Genomic DNA, 20,492 nt, shown 5'->3' with positions numbered 1-20,492 from the left:
TTAAAGTATGCTGTAAAATATCCTTTAACACTAATTAACTGAGCCTTTTTTCGCTCCAATTTTCTATCCCGCTGAACGAGTGTTGCTTAGGATGTTTATATCTAAATTGTGTTTCAAAACATCCTTTATTGTTGAACATTTACGGTCTCTGCATTAAGCAGGATTAAGCATGTTCTTAACAAATTGTGCAACCGAATCGGCAATTTTTGCCTTCTCGCTGAATGAGCTTACAAAGGCACTTCCGATAATAGCTCCGCTGGCATACTTACAAGCATTCGTAAAAGTGGCATTGTCCGAAATTCCAAATCCGATGAGGCGTGGATTTTTTAGGTTCATGGCCTGAATGCGTTCAAAATAGTCGGCATGGAAATCTTCCACTTTTTTGCCGGCACCGGTTGTCGACGACGATGAAACCATGTAAATAAATCCTTCACTGGCATCGTCGATCTGGCGAATTCGTGCTTCCGACGTTTGTGGCGTAATCAGCAGAATATTATGCAGGTTGTTCTGCTCGAAAATAGTTTTGTATTCTGCTTCAAATTCATCCAACGGAAGGTCGGGCAGGATCGTGCCGTCAATGCCAATTTCATTACACTTCTGGCAGAATTTCTCTACGCCGTATTGATAAACCGGATTCAGGTAGCCCATTAAAACCAGCGGGATAGAAACCGATTCGCGAATGGTTTTTAATTGCTCGAAAAGCACTTTGAGTGACATGCCATTTTTTAAGGCAATTTCGCTGGTGCGTTGAATGGTTGGCCCGTCGGCAGTAGGATCGGAAAAAGGCATTCCAATTTCTATGAGGTCGACGCCATTTTTTTCCAGCTGCTGAATAATTTCAACGGTATCGTTCAGGTTGGGGAACCCGGCAGTAAAATATACCGAGAGTATGTTTTCTTTTTTTCTTTCGAAAAGTTGATTGATTCTGTTGTTCATGATAATAGTTTTAATAGAACGCAGGTGACGCTGATTTTGAAGATTTTCGTTGATTATTATCTGTGGAGATCATTTAAATCTGTGTTATCAGTGTTCGTTTTTTTAGTATCCAAAATAATTCAGGTAGGTTTCCATATCCTTGTTTCCGCTACCCGAAAGGTTAATCACATTCACATCGTCAGGATTCATTTTTATTTTATCCAGCGCGGCAAGTGCGTGAGCCGATTCGAGTGCAGGAATAATACCTTCTTTTTGTGTTAAAAGCAGCACGGCTTGTAATACCTCCTCGTCGGTAGCAGCCAAAAACTTCGCACGACCTGTTTTAAAAAGGTGCGCATGCAATGGACCGATTCCCGGGTAATCCAATCCTGCAGAAATTGAATACGGTTCGGTAATTTGCCCGTCTTCATTCTGCATTAACACAGTTCTGCTCGAGTGTAATACGCCGGGAGTTCCAACCGTTAAGGTAGCTGCAGTTTCATCGGTGTCGACTCCTTTTCCGGCAGCTTCTACACCGATCAGTTCCACCTGCTCATCATCAAGATAATGATAAAAAGCGCCGGCGGCGTTACTTCCTCCGCCAACACATGCCAAAATTCGTGTTGGAAATTCGGAGCCTGTTTGTTCTAGCAATTGCTTTTTCATCTCGGCACTGATGACTGATTGGAAACGTGCAACCATATCAGGGTAGGGGTGCGGCCCAACCACCGAGCCAATAATGTAGTGTGTATCTTCCGGATTGTTGATCCAGTCGCGCATAGCTTCGTTGGTGGCGTCTTTTAATGTTTTATTACCACTGTGAACCGGAATTACTTCAGCTCCAAGCATCTTCATCTTTTTCACGTTAGGTGCCTGGCGTGAAACATCCAGCGCTCCCATGTAAACGATACATTTAATGCCTTTTAGTGCGCAAACTGTTGCTGTTGCCACACCGTGCTGGCCTGCACCTGTTTCGGCAATAATGCGAGTTTTTCCCAGCTGCTGTGCCAACAGAATTTGTCCGATGGTGTTATTTAGTTTGTGCGATCCCGTGTGATTCAAATCTTCCCGTTTCAGGTAGATTTTGCTGCCGTAATGCTCCGACAGGCGGCTGGCATAATACAGCGGTGACGGACGCCCCACATAATCTTTTAACAGTTGATCAAATTCTTTTTTGAATGCTTCTGATTCTATAATTTCCAGGTAACGGCGCTTGAGTTCATCAATATTGGTGAACATCATTTCGGGGATCCATGCCCCGCCAAATTCGCCGTAATATCCTTTTTCGTCTACTTGATATTTCATAATCTTTATTGCTTTGGCGCAATCAGCATCTATTCTGCCTTTAATTGCGCAATAAAATGTTTTAGTTTTTCAATGTTTTTTAATCCGGGGTCGTCTTCGAAACCACTGTTCAGGTCTACTCCGGCAAGCATCGGATGATTTAATTCTTTTATCTCTGCTGCATCATCAGGGCCAATTCCTCCACTCAGGAAAAAGGGCGTATTCCCGGTGTAGTTTTCCAGGATCTGCCAGTTGAATTTTTTACCCGAACCACCATGTTGTTTGGTTTTGGTATCGAATAAAAAATAATCCACATGTCCCTCAAAAGCCGCTGTTGTCGCAAATTTAAAATCATCATCTATTGGGAAGGCTTTTAAAACACGCAGCCCCTGGTTTTTTAACAATCCACAGGTTTTCGGATTTTCCTTGCCGTGTAATTGAATGTATTCGAAACCAAAGTTTTTAGCCAAACCAAGAATTTCAAAAGCATTCTCGTTTACAAAAACACCCACCTTGGGTTTATCAGATTGAAAGAGTCCGGAATCTGGTGTGTCACCAACAAATCGTTTTGATGGGCCGTAAAAAATATAGCCCAGTAGATCGACTCCAAGTGCCTCCACCTGCTCCCGGTTTTGGGTGAATTTCATCCCGCACACTTTTATTTTTAGATTTTTTGTCATCACGTTCCATTTCTTTTATTTCGAACGCAGAGAGAAATCTGTAACATTTGAGCTTCGAAGCAAAAGATTTCTCCTCATTCTTCGTCGAAATGACATTTATAATTCATCAATTAACTTTTTACAAGCCGCACCCGGATCATCCGTTTTCATAAAGGTCTCACCAATCAGGAAGCCTTTAAAACCATGCTCTTTCAAATATTTGATCTCGGCAGCTCCTGCCAACCCACTTTCCGATATTTTTACAAATCTGGCCGGAATAAGTTTCGAAAGCTCCACCGAAGTTTCAACGCTCACCTCAAAAGTTTTCAGGTTGCGGTTGTTTACCCCAACAACATCAACGTAGTCGTTTACGACCTCCAGTTCTTCAGCATTGTGGATTTCCATTAAAACATCCAATCCCAGTTCTTTTGATTTTTTTGCTAGTTCCAGCGCCTTTTCTTTCGAAAGACATGCCGCTATTAAAAGAATCACATCTGCACCAAAAGCTTTGGCTTCCACAATCTGGTAGGTGTCGATCATAAAATCTTTACGCAAAATCGGGATATCGGGATTGGCTTCACGTGCTTTCGCCAGGTTGGCTAATGTTCCGCCAAAGTATTCAAAATCTGTAAGAACCGAAAGACACGAAGCACCCGCAGCATTGTAAGCTTTGGTAACTTCTTCCACTTTTGCCGAAAAATTGATCTCTCCTTTTGAAGGTGATTTTTGCTTGAATTCTGCAATAATACCGGAAACACCTTCTTTCAGCAGGTTTTCTTTTAGCGAGTTGCATTTTCTTGCAAAAGCCGGATAGTTCACCAACTGCTCAACGCTAACTTCTTTTTTCTGGGCAGCTACTTCTTGTTTTTTTGTTGCTACTATTTTATCAAGAATATTCATTGTCTATTATTTGCTCGGCCTTAAAAGGACTTGTTAGTTACTGCTTCCAACTTTTTCAACGCATTTCCGCTGAGTAAAGATTCGCGTGCCATTTCAACACATTCCGTTAATGTTTTTTCCGAAAAAACAACCTGCAATGCAACAGCCGCATTGGCAAGAACAACATTGGTTTGCTCTGTAGTACCATTGCCTTTCAGAACATCGATAAATATTTTAGCGGCGTCTTCCACCGATTCGCCACCAAAAAGTTTTTCAGGAGCAATCTGTGGCAATCCAAATTCTGATGGAGACACCAGTTTGTCTTCCGATTGTGTGGCAAAGTGTGTGTCGGCAGTCAGCGAAATCTCGTCGTAACCATCAACACTGTTTACAATGGCAAAGTTAACATCCATTGTTTTGTACACGTTCTTGTAGTGCTCGAAATTTAAACTGTTGTTAACGCCAAGCACCTGGTATTTGGGTTCCGACGGATTGATCATCGGCCCAAGAATATTAAAGAAGGTTGGCACTTTTAATGCCCGTCGCACCGGAGCAATGTGTTTCATTGCCGGATGGAATAGCGGAGCATGTAAAAAGCAGAATCCTCCTTTTTCGAGGTCGCTTTTTAATTTGTCGATCTCATTGCTGAATTTGTATCCCAGAAATTCCAAAACGTTCGACGAACCGCTGGTTGAAGTGGCAGCATAATTACCATGTTTGGTGACATTTACACCTGCTCCTGCAACAATAAAACAGGATAGTGTGGAGATGTTGAAAGTGTTTTTGCCATCGCCGCCGGTACCCACAATATCAATTGCATTGTAATCCGAGAGATCAACTTTTTTACTGAGTTCCACCATGGCATCGCGAAAGCCTCCCAATTCTTCCGACTGCAACGGACGCATTTTAAAAACGGTTAGAAATGCGGCAAATTCAGCTTCCGAATACAGGCCTTTTCCAACGCCGGTTAAGGCCGCTTTTGCTTCTTCGCGGGTGAGGGTGTTTCCTTCAAAAAGGTATTGTAATGTTTCTTTCATTCGTTTAATATTGTTTATTTTTTATGGTAACTCATGTAACTCGCATAGGCGTTCTTCAGTGTCCTAAAAAGGCTTCTAACTATGCTCGTTTCATTTTTTTAAGCAGTTGAGTTTTTTGAATTTGATTAACTATTTGTTTGGATACAACCAGTTCTCGATCATTTTTTCGCCCAGCGGAGTAAGTACCGATTCGGGGTGGAACTGCACACTTTGTACATCGTATTCTTTGTGCTGCATTGACATTACCAATCCGTCTTCATCATAACTGGTTACTTCAAAACATTCGGGTAATTGCTCGTCCTGAACTATCCACGAGTGGTAACGACCCACATCAAATGATTCGGGCAAACCTTCAAATAATTGGGCTTTAATTCCGGTTTGTTTTACGGGTGTAGCAATTCCATGCAAAACACGGTTCATATTGTGCAGACTACCACCAAAAGCTTCGCCAATGGCTTGATGGCCCAAACAAACTCCCAGCATACTTTTCTTTGGAGCGTATGCTTTTATAATGTCGAGTAAAAGACCTGCCTCTTCAGGAATTCCGGGGCCCGGAGAAAGAACGATCTTGTCGTATTTGTCAATCTCTTCCAAGGCAATCTGGTCGTTGCGAAACACATCAACCGGCTGGCCGGAAATCTTTTTTATGGCATGTACCAGGTTGTAGGTAAATGAGTCGTAATTATCGATAACTAATATCTTCATTTTTTTTTCAAATTAGTTGTCATTTCGAACAAAGTGAGAAGACTGTCTTTTGAAGTCAAAGATTTCTCCTCGTTCCTCGTCGAAATGACAGTTGGTTAACTTATTCCTTTAGCCATTTCAATCGCATTTTTCAATGCGGCCAGTTTGTTATTCACTTCCTGTAATTCACTCTCTTCCTGCGAGTCTGCAACAATTCCGGCACCCGCCTGGTAAAACAGTTTTTTGTCTTTGCTCAAAAACGAGCGGATCATAATCGCATGGTTTACCGAATTATCAAAACCAAGATAACCAATACAACCACCGTAGTAACCACGGTTCTGGTTTTCGTATTTGTCGATCAGTTCCATTGCTTTATACTTAGGTGCCCCCGAAAGTGTTCCGGCCGGGAAAGTTTCACCCAGTACTTTTATCAGGTTGGTATCGTCGGTAATTTCCCCTGAAACCTGCGAAACCAGGTGAATTACATGCGAGAAGAACTGTACCTCGCGGTAAGTTTCAACAATTACATTGTCGGCGTTTCTACTTAAATCGTTACGGGCAAGATCTACCAACATCACGTGCTCGGCATTCTCTTTTGGATCTTTGCTCAATTTCTCTGCAAGTTCGCGATCCTGGTCATCATTTCCGGTTCGTTTAAATGTTCCGGCAATTGGATGAATATAAGCTTTATTGTCTTTTATCCTGATTTCAGCCTCCGGACTCGATCCGAAAATACTGTAAGTTCCGTAATCAAAATAGAAAAGATATGGCGATGGATTTATCGAACGAAGTGCGCGGTAAACATTAAAATCGTCGCCAACAAATTCCTGCGAGAACTGGCGGCTCAGTACGATTTGGAAAACATCACCACGGTAGCAGTGCTCTTTTCCTTTAGTAACCATGTGCATGTATTCTTCGTCGGTGATATTCGATTTCTCTTCGCCACGTACATCGAAACTTGCGGTTGAAAAGTTCAGATTCACCAATAAATGATGCACGTAATCCATTTGCGATTCTTCGCCTTCCAGCAAATTTTCTACAATGTGGATCTGGTTTTTGTGGTGATCGATGGCTACTACATATTTATAAAAACTGTAGTGTACTTCCGGTGTTTGGTATTCTTCGGTTTTTGGCGATGAAAAACGAATGCTTTCGAAATGTTGAATGGCATCGAAATTCAGGTAGCCAAATAAACCGTTGGCCGGCAATTCAATCTCGTCCGAATCAACATTAAATGTTTTAAAGAAATTGTCCAGCTCATCGTGCAACTTCTTTTCGGGAGAAAGACTGAAATTTTCTTTCTCTCTGCCCGGCAAATCGATGCCAACCTCGCCGTTTGTGACTTTAAAATTGGCGATCGGGTTAAAAGCAATAAATGAGTAGGCATTTTCAACTCCGTGGTAATCGGAACTTTCCAGCAATATCGACTTTGGATAAAGCGTGCGAAGTCGTAAATAAATGCTTACCGGAGTTACGGTGTCGGCAAGTATTTTACGAACGACTGGTTTAAAATTGAGTTTTTCCATTTTGTTTTTTTATGTTTTGTTCTTGTTTGTATTTCTATTCTAAAAATGCTGTTAGCAAGGTGTTTAAACTAAAAACGGCTCACCGTGAAATCCGATGAGCCGCTTTTAATTTATGCAATGACGTATCCTCTCTTCACGATATTTGTAAAAAGTTGCTACGCCACCACCAAATGTTATTGTTTGTTCTCATAATTATTTTTCTATTAAACAAAAAAACCTGCTCTTGTTAGAAGCAGGCCTGTCATATCTTTAAAAATAGCAATATGGCTCTTAACTCCTAACTTACGTAAGAAGACCCCACCACGGAAGCCATATTGTATTTATTTTTTGCATTTTTTAATTTTAATCTTCTGCAAGAAAAACGTTTTTTTTGAAATATCAAAATATTGTCGATAGAAGCTTCAAAAAACTATTTCTCAAATAAAGTTGCTTTAACAATTAGTTCGCCAACGTGAAACGGAAACTCACTCCAAAATTCGCATTGGTTGTACGGTACGAAAGCGAGGTAAACGGATCGTTAATAATACGATCGTAATAAACACGCATTTCAAACTTATCACTTAAGCGGTAGTCGGCATAGGTTTTTAAGGTAAAGTTACCTTGTCCGGCAGTAATCTGGTCGGCGGCATCATCCAACTGGCGCAAAATGGTTTTTGTTTTACGGTACGAAATATCGGCACGAACATTTAAATCGTTCGAGTAAGCCTGTTGCGAATTCTTTGTTTTAATGATCAAATCCATTCGCGTAAAACGATACCCCAATCCTAAAATATATTCGTTGCTCAGTATCTCGGTCAACTGGTTGTTCGATAACGACAAGTTCAGGTTGCGAGCACGTTTAATCTCACCGCGTGTAGTAAGATCGCTCAACCACATGATGTCGATATTGATCAGCGGGTTGAAAGCCTCAACAATACTTACGGTATTAAAATCGTAGGCTGGAACAAAGTTGTCTGCCAGGTCGCGCACCATGGTGTAGCCATCTTCAGCAGCAATAAAATTCAGGTTGGTAGAATACGATCCAACGTTGTAAGTTGAACGGTAGGTATGTTGGAAATTCAACGAACGCATAACTTTATTCAGTCCCGGAATTCGCGAAACCATTCCTTCGTAACGAATACTCCAGTTCGGGCGGATGTATTTTAACGACGGGAACAAGCCCAGCGAAACATCCTGAGGATCTTTATTCTGATAAGCCGCAAGGAATGCCGGAACAAGAACTTCTACAGAGTTCGGCCCGTAACCATCAGGGAAACCCGGATAGTTTTGGTTCGGAGCATTCGGATCATAACCTGCACTGGTACCACGCTGTTGCGCCAAACGATGTGCAATTACGCGGCGGTAGTCTTTCATGTTTTCAAATGCATCGGAGCTGGTTACTTCTTCTTTTCCAATTTTGAAGAACGCAGTTCCCAAGGTCAACGTCGACATGCTAAAGTTTCCACTTTCGGAGTAGCTGTTGGCAACAAAACTACCTGAGTTAGTATCGTAATTGTAGAACTCTGTAATATTTTTCGACATCGAACGGTTAGCAGTTAAATCAATACGCAGGTCGGGGAGAGGCTCCCACAGCGCACGGAAATTAATCCGTTCGTTTTCCATAATCTGGAACGGTTGATTCAATGTTGAGTCGATGGTCAGCCAGCCGTTTTCTGCCGCTTTCACTGCAAAGTCGCGGTCTTGCCATCCAAACAGGAACGGAAGTCCCGGAGCCAGTTTCGGATCGAGTGTTTGTGTTCCCCAATCCGGATCGCCACTAAATCTGCCAGTTCCAAACAATGTTGGTTCTGGCAGGAAGCCCGGCAATACGGTACCACCGTTTTTACTGTAGTTTACCGAGAAGGTACGGAATCCGATCACCATTCGTGTGGTCAGATCCAACATATCTTTCATGAACGACTGATCGCCGCGTTTTCCGGTAACCGTAAGCATTGCCTGCTGCACATCAACCGTTGGAACAAATTCAATAGTATTGGCATCAATGATATTTGTACGGCCCGGAACAGTTTTACCATCCACATCGGTTACCAGAACTTTTACTTTTTTAGTATTCAGCTTGTGGGCAAATTGTTGGCCCTGGTCGGCTGTAAATTTAGCACTGCTGCTAAACGTTTCTTCCTGTTTTCGTTGCAGTGGCTCGGCTTGCTGGTTCGTTCTTCCTCGTGTACTCCGGCTGTTTAAGCTGCCACGTCCACGTCCTGTCCGCCTGAATTTCTGGTCGACCTCTTTAAAATAGGGCACCTTGTTAAACAGGGTTTGGAAGTTGGCGTTACCGGTGAGCGTAAGGTTGCGCGAGTTGGTAATAATGTTACCCACATTAATATCGTCGTTGGTTAACGATCCGGCAGCCCACTCGTAAGTTCCCGAGTAACGAACTGTACCACTCATAAAATTCAATGCACGAATACTTCGGATAGGCACCTGGTAAGTGGCATTAAAACTATGATTGTAAAGCGTTGGTCGTCCTAAATTCCACAGGTTGGTAAGAATCGAATCGCGCTTCCATTCGTAGTCGTCGTCGTTTTTATTTATCCGGCCTTCGGGTTCATCAATTCGCGAAGTTCCTCGTGATGAGAAATCAAATTTCAACGAACGGGTAACATCGTAACGGATGTCGAGGTAACGGTTCCAAAGGAAATCTTTATCGTAGGTAGCCGGTAATATCAGGTTCGGATTCGTGATATTCCGTGACTGACGCTCGTGGTACTTACGATACAAATCGGTACGATACGAAATCTGCGTTGGCAGCGGATAGAAATTAAAGTCGCCAATCAGTTTCAAAGGTCCTTTTTGCAGGAACTGAACTTTGCTAAATGGCTGAATCAATTTCGGACGGTTGCTGTAGTTGTACGAGAACATCACACGGTGCGTCCTGTTCACGTTGTACTCGGTTGTAATGTTTCGTTTCGAAGTTTCGTTGTACGAATAGGTAACTGCAAAGTTTTCCGGATCCCACAAATGCGTTTTTTCTTTTTGGCGCTGCGGCTCCACTTTTACGTTGGTAAAGTTGAGGCTTTTTCGCTCAATCACATCCTGCGATATATTTTTTATCGAGTCTTTTTCGCTGCTGGTTCGCGCATGAGCCAGCGATTCTTTTAATTCAATATCCGGATTTACCGGGTCGTATTTTGGTGTTGCCGTACTGTTTGAGTAGCCATAGTACATTGGAATACGAACACCTGCTCTTTCGGGGAAGAAACGTCCCCAATCGATTGATGCCGACACATCGATTTCATCCAGGTCGTCGATCATTCGGCTGTTAATATTTTCGTCGATGCTCCCGAAACCGGCAGTACGTTTACGTCCGGCAACCACCACGCTACCCAGGTCGGCCAAACGTGTTGAAACACGTGCGTTGGCGGCCCATCCACCTTCGTCGTCAAAATCGGTAAGGCGTAATTCGTTGGCCCAAACAATAACCGATTTCGGACCGGTGTTTACTTGTCCCCGTTTATTGCGAACCCCCATCATCATTACTTCCACATTACCAAGGTTCGGGCTACCTTTTACTTTCACCCGGTTTTTACCGTCGTTCCAGCCGTTGTGCGAACCTTCATAAATATCCTGCATCGAAATAATCGAGCCTTCCATTCGCATGGCGTCGTTACGCTCCAGTTTCAGGTTAGTAAACAGCTCGAGCGGAATATTTAGGCGGTTTTCGTCGGGCCAAACCATATAGCGGTCGCTTTCAATATCGCCATTGTAATTTCCTTCGGGCGTAAGTTTTAACGGTACTTCGTATTCGTAGTAGTTGTAGTTATAATCCGATCCCAAACGAATAAAGAAATACAGTTGGTCATCTTCCAGCGGGTACTCGTCAATTTCTTCGGCGTGAACTTCCATTTTCAGGGTTTTGTACCTTCTGAAATCCATGTACAACGATTTGTATGCTGCACGTGCGTCGCCTTGTTCCAGCTCAGTCACTTTCATTTCAATCGACTGCTCGTTTAACTGACGCAACTGCGGGTTGGCAGGGTCGATAACCCTTGAAACTCCCGGAGGCAAAATGTAGTTTACCGGAGAGCGGCTTGAGTTTTCTTCAATACTAACGGCCGAAATATCAAAACTGGCGTCTGTTGAAGGAATTGCTCCGTCTTCCAGAATATCGCCGGTGTAACGACGCCAATCGGCACGAACAAGGTCGAGTGTGGCAAAACGCAGAACTGTAGGATCGGCAAAACCATGCATGAAAATACGCATGAAACGGATCGAGTTCAAATCGTTGATATCTCCAATTACCGACTCCGGTGCATTTACCGGAATCTTAAACTGGTACCAGTCAACTTCGCCAATTTCACCATTCTTAAGCTCAACGCGAGCACGTCGTACATCCGAAATGTAGTTGTTCCCCAACTCCATGTCTTCTTTTCGCAAACTTACACGGTACTGGAAATAACGTTCGTATTCGTTTAGTGTATTGTCGTCGTTAATGTCTTCAATGTCGGGTAAAGTAGTTGCCGAAGTTGGATAACTTTCAGGCGACATTTCCGAAGTTGGCGAGTTGCCATCGGGGCCGTTGTATTGTTTGTAGCGCTCCAAAATTCCTAATTCCTGCTGGTCGTAATCCGAACCGCGGTAATAGTGGAAGTTATCCGACGACGGGTCGTTCATTGCACGCTGGTACACATCGTCGCTTACTTTTTGCTGCAATTCCTGCAGGTAAATTTCAAAATGTGTGCGCTCATCGTCATCGTTCAATCCATCAAAACCAATATCCTGGTACTGGCGCGAGCTGATGGTGTTATCGAATGCATTTACCAACGATTGTTGTGTTGAAACGCGTCCCCAAATAGTAGTGTCTACATTGGTTAATTCGGCAGTGGTTGGCAAACCGTTCTCAAACGATTTTCGCGAGTCTTTTAATACGTCTTCCGAAATCTCTCCAAGGTTGAAATACAGGTCACCACCAGAATCGTCGCCCATTGTGTCGTTAACGAACGGGTCCATCATCCAGAATTCGATGTATTCAATGTTGGCATTTTCAAAGTCGCTGGTTTGAATTTCGCGCATAATACCACCCCAACGTGATTCCGGATCGCGCAAGGTACCATCGGTGTTAATCCCTGCCGTTAAATTCGAGTTGCCGGTGTCGTAGTTGTACGGACCACGTTCTGACGGATAAAAGGCCAGATCGAGCACAGCAATGTTTGTTGGCTCGCCGGTAGTAAATTCACGTTCCGGGAATATCTCTTGTTCGAACACCTCGCGCACAAGGTGGTTCGATTGTAAATCTCTGTCGTTTTTAATATGGTCGGGCGTTAGCGCATTATTTCTCAGGAATAGCGGATCGATATTGTACCACGCCAACTTTGCACGGTTCATACCGTACTCGAGCGAGTTGCTCAGGTTGGCCTCCGGAAACATATCGTTTTGGTTCTGTGGCGTACTTGCCAGCATCCACGACGAGCGGGTTCGCATATCGATAGCTGTTTTTGTCGACTCAAAATCATCAACATAAACAGCTCCGTCAATCGATTTTGAACTTCCCGGAACCAGTTGTGCAAATTCAGCCTCAACATCAATTGATGAAGTGGCGGTTGTGCTATAAAACGGCAACGCGTCTAATGCTTTGGTAATAAATGGCGCTTCGGTGTTGTAACGGGCATCCATTCCGTACATCAGGTTCGAAATCGGATCTTCACCATAATCCACTTTTTCCGTTAACGGGCGCTCGTTCATCCAAAGGGCTGTTGCACCGATGTTGAAATTATCGGAGAAAGCATAGTTGGCATGCGTTCCCATCAAGGTTTTGCGCTGCATGGTAAACAGATCCTCGCTTTCGGTAGCAACTTGTATCGGAGTTCCGGCTTCGAGCAGTGCCTGGTTTATAATTTTCACTCGTCCCAGCGTGTAGTCAACGGTATAATCAACATTTTCGGTAAGCACCTGTCCGCCGGCAGTAACGGTCACCGAACCTTGCGTAAGGTTTAAAGTTCCCAGTGCAATATCGGAACTTGACGAGCCTTTGTAACTACCGGTAAGTCGGAATTTGTTGTGCTCGGCATCTTGCTCGGCTTTTACCTGCGTTGAGTCGTATAAGGTTTGGAAAGTGTATTGCTCAATGTCTGCCGGATTTTGAATGGAATCGGCCAAATGACTACCAAATGGTTCAACCACCGGGAAAATGATACGCCCCGTGTTGGAGTTCACTGTTATGCCTTCAACATAGTCGAACACCCCGTCTTTTGTCGGGTCGAGCTGCGAATTGAGCATGTCCAACCGCATTACTTCCAAAAGAATATGTCCCTGAATTCGTGATGCAGGCAGGTAGTTTATGTAAGTTCCTGTAGAATCGTTTTGGTAAACCACATTCAACTCAAAATCGTCGCTGGTTAACTGATAGGCATTCAGGTTATAAATGTTTTTCATCATCAGGTTCCAGGTTGGTTTACCCGGCGACAAGTTGGTGCCTTTCAGCAATTTCATGAACAGCGTTTGCGGTGCATCGATACCATCGGTTGAGAATTCACCCACCTGAAAGGTCTGACCGTTGTAGGTAAAGTTGAAGGCAACTGCCAAAACTTCATCCGTGTTCAAAGCACTGTTTAACGAGATATATCCCAGCTGTTTGTTAATGGTAAATTCTGATTCGTTCAGTTTGCGTGCCTGCTCAATTTTTTCAAAGTCGGTTCCACCTTTAAAATCGTCCCCGAATTGTGACATTACACCAGTGATGTTCTGTACTTGACGAACACTGTTGTAAGTGGTGTTCATTTCATTGTAAAGCCCGTTGGCCTGGTTGCTCGGGAATAAATTTTGCGGGTAAGGCAGCCCGTTATTTTGCTGAAACTGCGGAATCGGGTTGTAAATGTGCGGATCGTGTTCGGCTAAATCCTGAAAAGCCAGAACGTTTCGCGAATCATCAAAATCGTTTGATTTGTTGGTTACCCAAACTTCCACTTTGTTAATGGTGATGGGCGAACGCGGAATAGCCGTGCTTTGTAGCCATTCGTTGTAGTGATCGCGGAAATATTGTGCCAGGAAAAAGTGGCGGTTGGCATCGTAATTAGCCGCCGAAATATCGAAAGTAGCAACCTGCGCGCCTCCTTCGGTTTCCACGGTTTTCGATTCGCCGCGGTGTTGCGAGAAAAGTGTTGTAACTGTTAATTTCCCAAACTGCATTTCGGCTTTTACACCAAAAAGGTTCGAGGCTCCGGTTATTAACGAACCGTTTAGCGGTAACGACACATTACCCGCTTCAATGCGTTGTAGTATTTCGTCTTCGTCGCCGGTGTACTCGAGGTTCATTTTGTTTTCGTAATCAAAAGTAGCCTCGGTGTTGTAGTTCACCCGCATATTCATTTTTGTACCGATCTGGCCGGTTACGTTCATCTGAATTTTCTCGTCAAAATCGAAAGTTGGAACTTTTCGTAAACGTTCGGGAATCGATGGGTTTTCGGTTTTATTTACCTGGTAGCCAAAACTTACTTCAACATAACCCTGCGGCTGAATATTGATGGTATTTCCTCCGAAAATACGGTTAAACGCCTCGCTTCCAATTGTTAGTTTCGGGAGCAGTCCGCCGCGGGCATCGATCGATTCCTGCTGCGTTCTCGATCGCCAGTAATCCTGAATCGATTTATCGAAATCGTATTCCAAATAATCGTTGAGCGACATACTTTGTGGCAAACGATAATTCAACGAACCCACCTTTTCGTAAAAAACGTACTGACCAGTAATCGGGTCGTACTCAATTTCGTACTTAATGTTGTTGGGCTTACTGAGGTATAATTTCGACGAATCCTGTTCCGGATATCCAAATGCCGGCTGATCTTTGAAAGGGTAGGGCAATGTGCCCGTTGTATCTATTTCAGGCACTTCCTGAGCTTCTCCTTCGAAAGGAACTGAAAGGGCAAAAAATACGAATAGAATGAAGAATATTTTAGGTAAACTTCGGCTAAGTGTCATTTCATTAAAATTACTACAACAAAGGCTTTTCGAAAAAAATGGTTGCTACTTCTTGTCAGGTTTTTCTTTTTCGAAAATGGTAAATTTATAACCTTTTCAATGCTTGTTTTATTACGCTCTCAACGTTCGCGTCAGGTTGCTCCTGAAGTATCTTCGATACTATCTTTTCTGCATCTTTTTTCGCAAAACCAAGCATGACTAATGCAGATAACGATTCATTCCTGATAGTATTGTCTGCAACAGCTAAAATTTGCCCCGAATCGGGTATTTTTCCGAGTTTATCTTTTAGGTCGATTATGATACGTTGTGCAGTTTTTGCTCCGATACCTTTTACAGCTTTCAAAACAGCCACATTCTCGGTGGTTACTGCGGCTTTTAATTCATCAGGATTTAGCGACGAAAGCATCATAATTGCCGTGTTGGCACCAACTCCGTTCACCGAAATCAGATTGCGAAACAATTCACGTTCGGTGGTGGTGGCAAAACCATACAATGTATGGGCATCTTCGCGAACTACCTGGTGTAAAAAAACTTTCACTTCTTTTTTCCCGTTGAGCGCACTGTAAGAGTTCAATGAAATATGAACAAAGTAGCCAACGCCGGAAGTTTCAATCACAACATTTGTTGCGCTTATTTCGGCAATGTTACCCTTAATGAATTCGTACATAGCAAAGCTTTTTTATAATGTATCTTCCTCTTCTGATGCTTCAATATCAACACTTTCATCAACCTGGTTCGGGTTAATGTCATATTTTCTCAGCGGATTTTTACTGATCTCGCTGTAAATATTCCGGTTTTTGTAAACATCGATAGCAAGGTACAAAGCCTGGCGGAAAGATTCGGGTGATGCTTTTCCTTCTCCGGCAATTGCGTATGCAGTACCGTGAGCCGGCGATGTGCGAATGGCTGGAAGTCCGGCTGTGTAATTTACGCCACGTTCGAACGAGGCCAGTTTAAAAGGAATTAAGCCCTGGTCGTGGTACATGGCCAGAATTGCGTCAAATTTACGGTAATCTTCCGATCCAAAGAAACCATCGGCAGGATATGGCCCAAGCGCCATAATGCCTTCTTTTTTAGCCTGAATAACGGCCGGAAGAATAATTTCTTTGTCTTCTTTACCGATCAAACCATTGTCGCCGGCATGCGGATTCAATCCGAAAACAGCAATTCGTGGTTTGGTAATGGCAAAGTCTTGCTGAAGCGATTTTGCAATGATCCTGATCTTTGAAAGGATGATGTCTTTATTCAAACTTTCAGAAACTTTTGAAATTGGAATGTGGGTTGTTACCACACCAATTTTCAGCGACTCACTCACCATTAACATGGCGTAATCTTTTGTGTCGAATTTTTGTGCCAGGAACTCGGTGTGTCCCGGAAAATTAAATTCTTCACTTTGAATATTGTCTTTGTTGATCGGTGCAGTGATCAGCGCATCGATGTATCCTTTTTGAAGATCGCTGGTAGCACGGTCAAGCGCATCAAAAGACGAAACTCCGGCTTCGGTGGTTGATTTTCCCAGTTCCACACGAATATTCTCGTCAACACAATTTATGATGTTTGCTTTTCTTGGAAGTAATTCTTTGGTGTTGCGAATGTGGTTGAAGCTTACATCGTTTATATCCAGTGCTTTGCGGTGGTAGGCTGCCACTTTTGGAGAGCCATAAACAACCGGTGTACACATTTCGAGAATACGGGGATCGGAAAGCGTTTTTAAGATTACTTCGTATCCAATTCCGTTTATATCTCCGTGAGTGATTCCTATGCGTATTGTATCTTGTTTTGCCATTGTATTTTATTTCAGAAAATTTGCCCTTATTATAAAGTGTCGCAAAGTTAATTTAATTAATTTAAATAAGCATGATCTTATTTATGCATGATTTCCACGCTTTTCGTGCTTGCGCCACGTGGTTTTATTTTGCTTGTGATTTCAGAAAATCATAAAGTAATCGGGCACCAAATCCTGTTCCTCCGGCCGGCCGGTACGCCTCTTTTTCTTTTCTAAAAGCGGGGCCTGCCATATCAACATGTATCCAGTTGTAATCAGTAAAATGTTCCAGAAACTTTCCGGCAATTGTTGTTTGTCCCTCGCGGGTGCCAAGGTTGTTGAGGTCGGCAATTGGCGATTTTAGCGGCGCGGCATATTCTTCCCAAAGCGGAACTTCAATCAGTCTCTCGAAGGTGTTTAATCCCGACTCTTTCAATTGTTCCACATTTTGAGCGGTGTTGCCCATTACCACTGCTGCATGCGGCCCTGCAATAATATCGGCCGATCCGGTTAAAGTAGCGCAATCAATTACCAGTTGTGGTTTATATTTTTTTGCATAGCTCAATGCGTCGGCCAAAATGAGTCGTCCTTCAGCATCGGTGTTTTTGATTTCCACCGTGGTTTCGTCGAACATTTTTATGATATCGCCCGGAACGTAGGCATTTCCATCGGGGCGGTTGTCGGTTGCCGGAACGAGACCAACAATATGTAGCGGAAGTTTATTCAACGCAGCAGCATAGATTGCCGTAACAATGGCGGCGGCTCCGCCCATATCCGATTTCATGTAGTCCATCGAGTTTGGTGTAGGTTTTAGGCTTAAACCACCTGTGTCGTAAACAACACCTTTTCCCACCAAAACAATGGCTTGTTTGTTTGTGGCATTTTCAGGTTTCCACTCCAGGATGTTAAACGTTGGCGGATCGATACTGCCTTTATTCACTGCCAGAAGTCCGCCCATTTTAAGGGTTTCAATTTTTTTCTTATTAAAAACCTCGAGTGAAAAGCCGGCTTCGCTACTTAGTTTTTCAATTTCTTTTGAGAACTGACTGGCGGTTAAAAACGACAGCGGTTCGTTAACCAAATCGCGAGCGGCGAAATTCGCCTTGGTTGTATTTACAATCTCGTTGATCTTCTCGTCAGTGATTTTCTCGCTAACGATTAAAATATTTTCAAGTTGAAATGCCTCTTTTTCTTTTTTGTATTTATCGAAAGTGTAGGTGTTCAGCAGTAATCCTTCTAGAAAATCAGCTAAAAGATCAGCTTCGCAAAAACTGGTTAGCTGAACCGATGTTTCTCCGGCCGACTTAAGAGCATCGTAAAGTTTTGTACCGGCTACTCTTGCCATCTCTGCCTGCAGGTAGTTTTCTTTATCGGTTTTTATTTTGCCAAAAAACAGAAGGTTCGGAATGCGCGTAATCGTACATGTATCTTCTTTTTCAAACTTCTTTTGCAGGAATGTCTTTTCGTTTTCGGCGAGTTGGATTGAGGCTGTTTCTTTTAAATCGGTGCACAAACAGGCCAAAGAACTCTCCTCCGCTATTTTGGTGGTAATGGATATTTTTGGGATCATAGTTTTAAATTTTAAGCTAAAATAAGGATTAAATACAAGTTGTTTTGGCTGAAATGAAGTAAACAGTTGACAGCGAATTGTTAATTCATCGGATAACTTTTCCTGCACCGGGTTTTAACGGCTTGTTGTGGAGGATGACAGATACAAAAAAGGACCTTATTAAAGGCCCTTTTATTCTGTTTTGTTATTGTGTTTATTAATGATCGTCGCCAAAATAAGCATGCTCAAAAAGGTGCAGCTTTTCGCGAAGCGTATCAATAATACTTAAATCGGTGCTTTGTTTGCTCTTCATTGCAAATACCGAAAGGTGGTGTAACAATTCCAGTTGTTTTACATATTTGCGGTAGGCAGCCTCATCAGCCGATGAAGTAATTTTTACACGTTGGTGCAAAAAATACTGGCTTACAATTTCCTGCATTTCTTTGGCGTGCTCTTCTTTATTCATTACCCAACGAACCAACTGGTTGTAATCGGGATTTTCCGATTTCGATAATTCGTTAATCTGGTTCATCGATTTTTCAATGGTTTCAATGTGTTCGTATAACAGGGCAATGCGAACCGAGTCGCCATAAATACCACAAGGAATTTCGCAATGTGCTTTTGCCTGAAAACTTGAAAGTGCAATAATGCCCATGATTAAGGCCGCGGAAAAAAGTTTTGTAATTTTTTTCATTTCTCTATTTTGAATGTTTGTATTTAATAACTGTCTGTATAACAATAAAAGTAGAATATGGTTTGAGTTTGTTTGATATTTTCCTTCGATAGGGAATAGAATTTTTAATTGATTTTTTTTAGAAAAAAGTTTTGACTTTTAAGAAAAGCTATTACTTTTGCATCGCTTTTGAAAAGCAAACGTTCTCAAAAAGGGAATTAAACCTTCCCCAGTAGCTCAGTTGGTTAGAGCGGCGGACTGTTAATCCGTAGGTCGTTGGTTCAAGTCCAACCTGGGGAGCTTTTTAAATTCATAGCGTGCTGATTATCAGTGCGCTATTTTTGTTTAAAAGAGAGTTTAAAAGAGAGAATGGTGTATGATTTTGGTAATACTTACACTCTTGTTCCTGTGTTTTTTAAGAGTATTTTTCTTTAAAATTTCCGGCAAATCAACGCATTGTTTAGAATGTTTCTAAATAAAAATATCGTCTGACATGGGCAAAAAGTGTTATGTCTGTAAATCAGCGTTTTAGCTATTAGGAAGGTGAGTGTTTCTGTCATTCTCTTTATAAATAGCCTGCGCCGCCCTAAAACTGTTTCGTAATTACGGTTTCTCGATTTTGCCTTATATGCTGTGAGAATGTTCAATTTTGTTTCAATCTATTCTATAATGAAATATGGTATTGGTATTGATGAATAAGGCTTCTGTCTGTGTTGCAGATTAGGTTGTGGGAATATAAAAATGAATGTCATCAGGGCTCAGAGGTAATACAGGTTAATCCGAGAGACGAATATGGTAGTGTGAGATTATTGGGGAAGACTGTACAGGTATTGTTATATTTTATATCCTTTTATAAGAGTTGGGCCAATGCTGTGAAGGGAAAACTCGGTTTCCATTTCTTCAATAATGAATTCTCCTTCATTGCTGGACAGTTTGCTTGTAATGTTCTCCTTTATGTGTGTAATAAGATTAAGAGGTAATTGAGCTTGTCTTGTGACCGGTTGTCTTTTGCTCCAGAACCGATTCCATTGTGCCCACCTTTTTGTAAAGAGTCCTACTTCTTCTTTATCCCATGAGAGCGAAAGGTTGGAGGTAGAATTTAATGCAATATTGTTACCTCTGTAAAATAACAGACGCGGTTCAAATTTCTGGAACGCAAACCTGATACCTTCCAGGTTGCCGGGTTGAAAAACCATTGGGTAAGGATCACAGATTATCGTGCTGAAGCAAGTTTTTATTTCTTCTTCTTCAGTTTTATCCGGATTGTAAAAACCCGGTTGAAATCCGATTGAGAAATGTTGCCATCCAAGCGCATCGGTTATTACTTCACTCTGACCTACTGGATCGGGATCTGATATATTCATTAGTTTATATTCAGCATATACATCCAGGCTTGTCAGGTAGCGGATATCCCCCAGCTGAGGATCTTCTACATTTGGCAATTCATACCAGTTATATACCGGCTCCTTTAAATCGCTTAAACGGTCTGATATGTCTGTCCATCTCTCCGAAAATATCAAATCGTTTTCATCGTGTTTGTAAGAGAATTTAAGAGTAACATCCTTTTGTTCATCCAATTCCCAGTTCCCAACCATGTATTTGTCGATCGGAAT

Annotated in this window: 13 protein-coding genes and 1 tRNA gene; 1 reads left to right on the top strand and 13 read right to left on the bottom strand. The window is 42.5% G+C overall.

The annotated features are described in order from the left end of the window. Positions 1–153: 153 nt before the first annotated feature. The 12 genes from trpA to QZ576_RS18555 form a co-directional block, all read right to left on the bottom strand. A complete protein-coding gene (trpA, locus tag QZ576_RS18610; RefSeq protein ID WP_297099840.1) occupies positions 154–936 on the bottom strand; it encodes a tryptophan synthase subunit alpha in 783 nt (260 codons plus the stop codon). A gap of 102 nt (positions 937–1,038) precedes the next feature. Then, the gene (gene trpB / locus QZ576_RS18605) at positions 1,039–2,220 is read right to left on the bottom strand and encodes a tryptophan synthase subunit beta (protein WP_297099838.1); all 1,182 of its coding nucleotides are present in this window, start codon (positions 2,218–2,220) and stop codon (positions 1,039–1,041) included. Between the two features lie 29 nt (positions 2,221–2,249). Next, on the bottom strand, positions 2,250–2,879 hold the full coding sequence (locus tag QZ576_RS18600) for a phosphoribosylanthranilate isomerase (protein WP_297099836.1): 630 nt from the start codon (positions 2,877–2,879) through the stop codon (positions 2,250–2,252). Positions 2,880–2,975: 96 nt separating this feature from the next. Beyond that, a complete protein-coding gene (gene trpC, locus QZ576_RS18595) occupies positions 2,976–3,758 on the bottom strand; it encodes an indole-3-glycerol phosphate synthase TrpC (RefSeq protein ID WP_297099833.1) in 783 nt (260 codons plus the stop codon). Positions 3,759–3,778: 20 nt separating this feature from the next. Continuing rightward, a complete protein-coding gene (gene trpD / locus QZ576_RS18590; protein ID WP_297099831.1) occupies positions 3,779–4,774 on the bottom strand; it encodes an anthranilate phosphoribosyltransferase in 996 nt (331 codons plus the stop codon). A gap of 129 nt (positions 4,775–4,903) precedes the next feature. Continuing rightward, a complete protein-coding gene (locus tag QZ576_RS18585; protein ID WP_297099829.1) occupies positions 4,904–5,479 on the bottom strand; it encodes an aminodeoxychorismate/anthranilate synthase component II in 576 nt (191 codons plus the stop codon). Between the two features lie 95 nt (positions 5,480–5,574). Continuing rightward, positions 5,575–6,984, bottom strand: coding sequence for an anthranilate synthase component I family protein (locus QZ576_RS18580; protein WP_297099827.1), 1,410 nt, complete (start codon positions 6,982–6,984; stop codon positions 5,575–5,577). A gap of 438 nt (positions 6,985–7,422) precedes the next feature. Continuing rightward, complete coding sequence (sprA, locus tag QZ576_RS18575) at positions 7,423–14,892, bottom strand: cell surface protein SprA (RefSeq protein ID WP_297099825.1); 7,470 nt, start codon at positions 14,890–14,892, stop codon at positions 7,423–7,425. 85 nt (positions 14,893–14,977) lie between these two features. After that, entirely contained in the window at positions 14,978–15,559 is a 582-nt protein-coding gene (gene ruvA / locus QZ576_RS18570) for a Holliday junction branch migration protein RuvA (RefSeq protein ID WP_297099823.1), read from the bottom strand. A 12-nt stretch (positions 15,560–15,571) separates the two neighbouring features. Further along, entirely contained in the window at positions 15,572–16,678 is a 1,107-nt protein-coding gene (gene pdxA, locus QZ576_RS18565; RefSeq protein WP_297099821.1) for a 4-hydroxythreonine-4-phosphate dehydrogenase PdxA, read from the bottom strand. A 124-nt stretch (positions 16,679–16,802) separates the two neighbouring features. Continuing rightward, positions 16,803–18,227 (bottom strand): M17 family metallopeptidase, encoded by a 1,425-nt coding sequence (locus QZ576_RS18560; RefSeq protein WP_297099818.1) that lies wholly within the window; start codon positions 18,225–18,227, stop codon positions 16,803–16,805. 196 nt (positions 18,228–18,423) lie between these two features. Further along, the gene (locus QZ576_RS18555) at positions 18,424–18,900 is read right to left on the bottom strand and encodes a superoxide dismutase [Ni] (RefSeq protein WP_297099815.1); all 477 of its coding nucleotides are present in this window, start codon (positions 18,898–18,900) and stop codon (positions 18,424–18,426) included. A gap of 205 nt (positions 18,901–19,105) precedes the next feature. On the opposite strand from QZ576_RS18555, the gene QZ576_RS18550 reads away from it, so the two are divergent. After that, positions 19,106–19,179 (top strand) — tRNA-Asn (locus QZ576_RS18550). A 533-nt stretch (positions 19,180–19,712) separates the two neighbouring features. Here QZ576_RS18550 and QZ576_RS18545 read toward each other — a convergent pair. Beyond that, a partial coding sequence (locus tag QZ576_RS18545; protein WP_297099813.1) for a hypothetical protein occupies positions 19,713–20,492 on the bottom strand: 780 nt, incomplete at its 5' end.

Source organism: uncultured Draconibacterium sp. (assembly GCF_913060805.1).
Taxonomy (GTDB): Bacteria; Bacteroidota; Bacteroidia; order Bacteroidales; family Prolixibacteraceae; genus Draconibacterium.
Note: the sequence above shows the minus strand (reverse complement) of the source record. Positions and strands in the feature narration are given on the sequence as shown.

Bases quoted from the DNA above. Each gene is read 5' to 3' on its own strand.
- trpA (WP_297099840.1), bottom strand. From the start codon at position 936: ATGAACAACAGAATCAATCAACTTTTCGAAAGAAAAAAAGAAAACATA.
- trpB (WP_297099838.1), bottom strand. From the start codon at position 2,220: ATGAAATATCAAGTAGACGAAAAAGGATATTACGGCGAATTTGGCGGG.
- QZ576_RS18600 (WP_297099836.1), bottom strand. From the start codon at position 2,879: ATGACAAAAAATCTAAAAATAAAAGTGTGCGGGATGAAATTCACCCAA.
- trpC (WP_297099833.1), bottom strand. From the start codon at position 3,758: ATGAATATTCTTGATAAAATAGTAGCAACAAAAAAACAAGAAGTAGCT.
- trpD (WP_297099831.1), bottom strand. From the start codon at position 4,774: ATGAAAGAAACATTACAATACCTTTTTGAAGGAAACACCCTCACCCGC.
- QZ576_RS18585 (WP_297099829.1), bottom strand. From the start codon at position 5,479: ATGAAGATATTAGTTATCGATAATTACGACTCATTTACCTACAACCTG.
- QZ576_RS18580 (WP_297099827.1), bottom strand. From the start codon at position 6,984: ATGGAAAAACTCAATTTTAAACCAGTCGTTCGTAAAATACTTGCCGAC.
- sprA (WP_297099825.1), bottom strand. From the start codon at position 14,892: ATGACACTTAGCCGAAGTTTACCTAAAATATTCTTCATTCTATTCGTA.
- ruvA (WP_297099823.1), bottom strand. From the start codon at position 15,559: ATGTACGAATTCATTAAGGGTAACATTGCCGAAATAAGCGCAACAAAT.
- pdxA (WP_297099821.1), bottom strand. From the start codon at position 16,678: ATGGCAAAACAAGATACAATACGCATAGGAATCACTCACGGAGATATA.
- QZ576_RS18560 (WP_297099818.1), bottom strand. From the start codon at position 18,227: ATGATCCCAAAAATATCCATTACCACCAAAATAGCGGAGGAGAGTTCT.
- QZ576_RS18555 (WP_297099815.1), bottom strand. From the start codon at position 18,900: ATGAAAAAAATTACAAAACTTTTTTCCGCGGCCTTAATCATGGGCATT.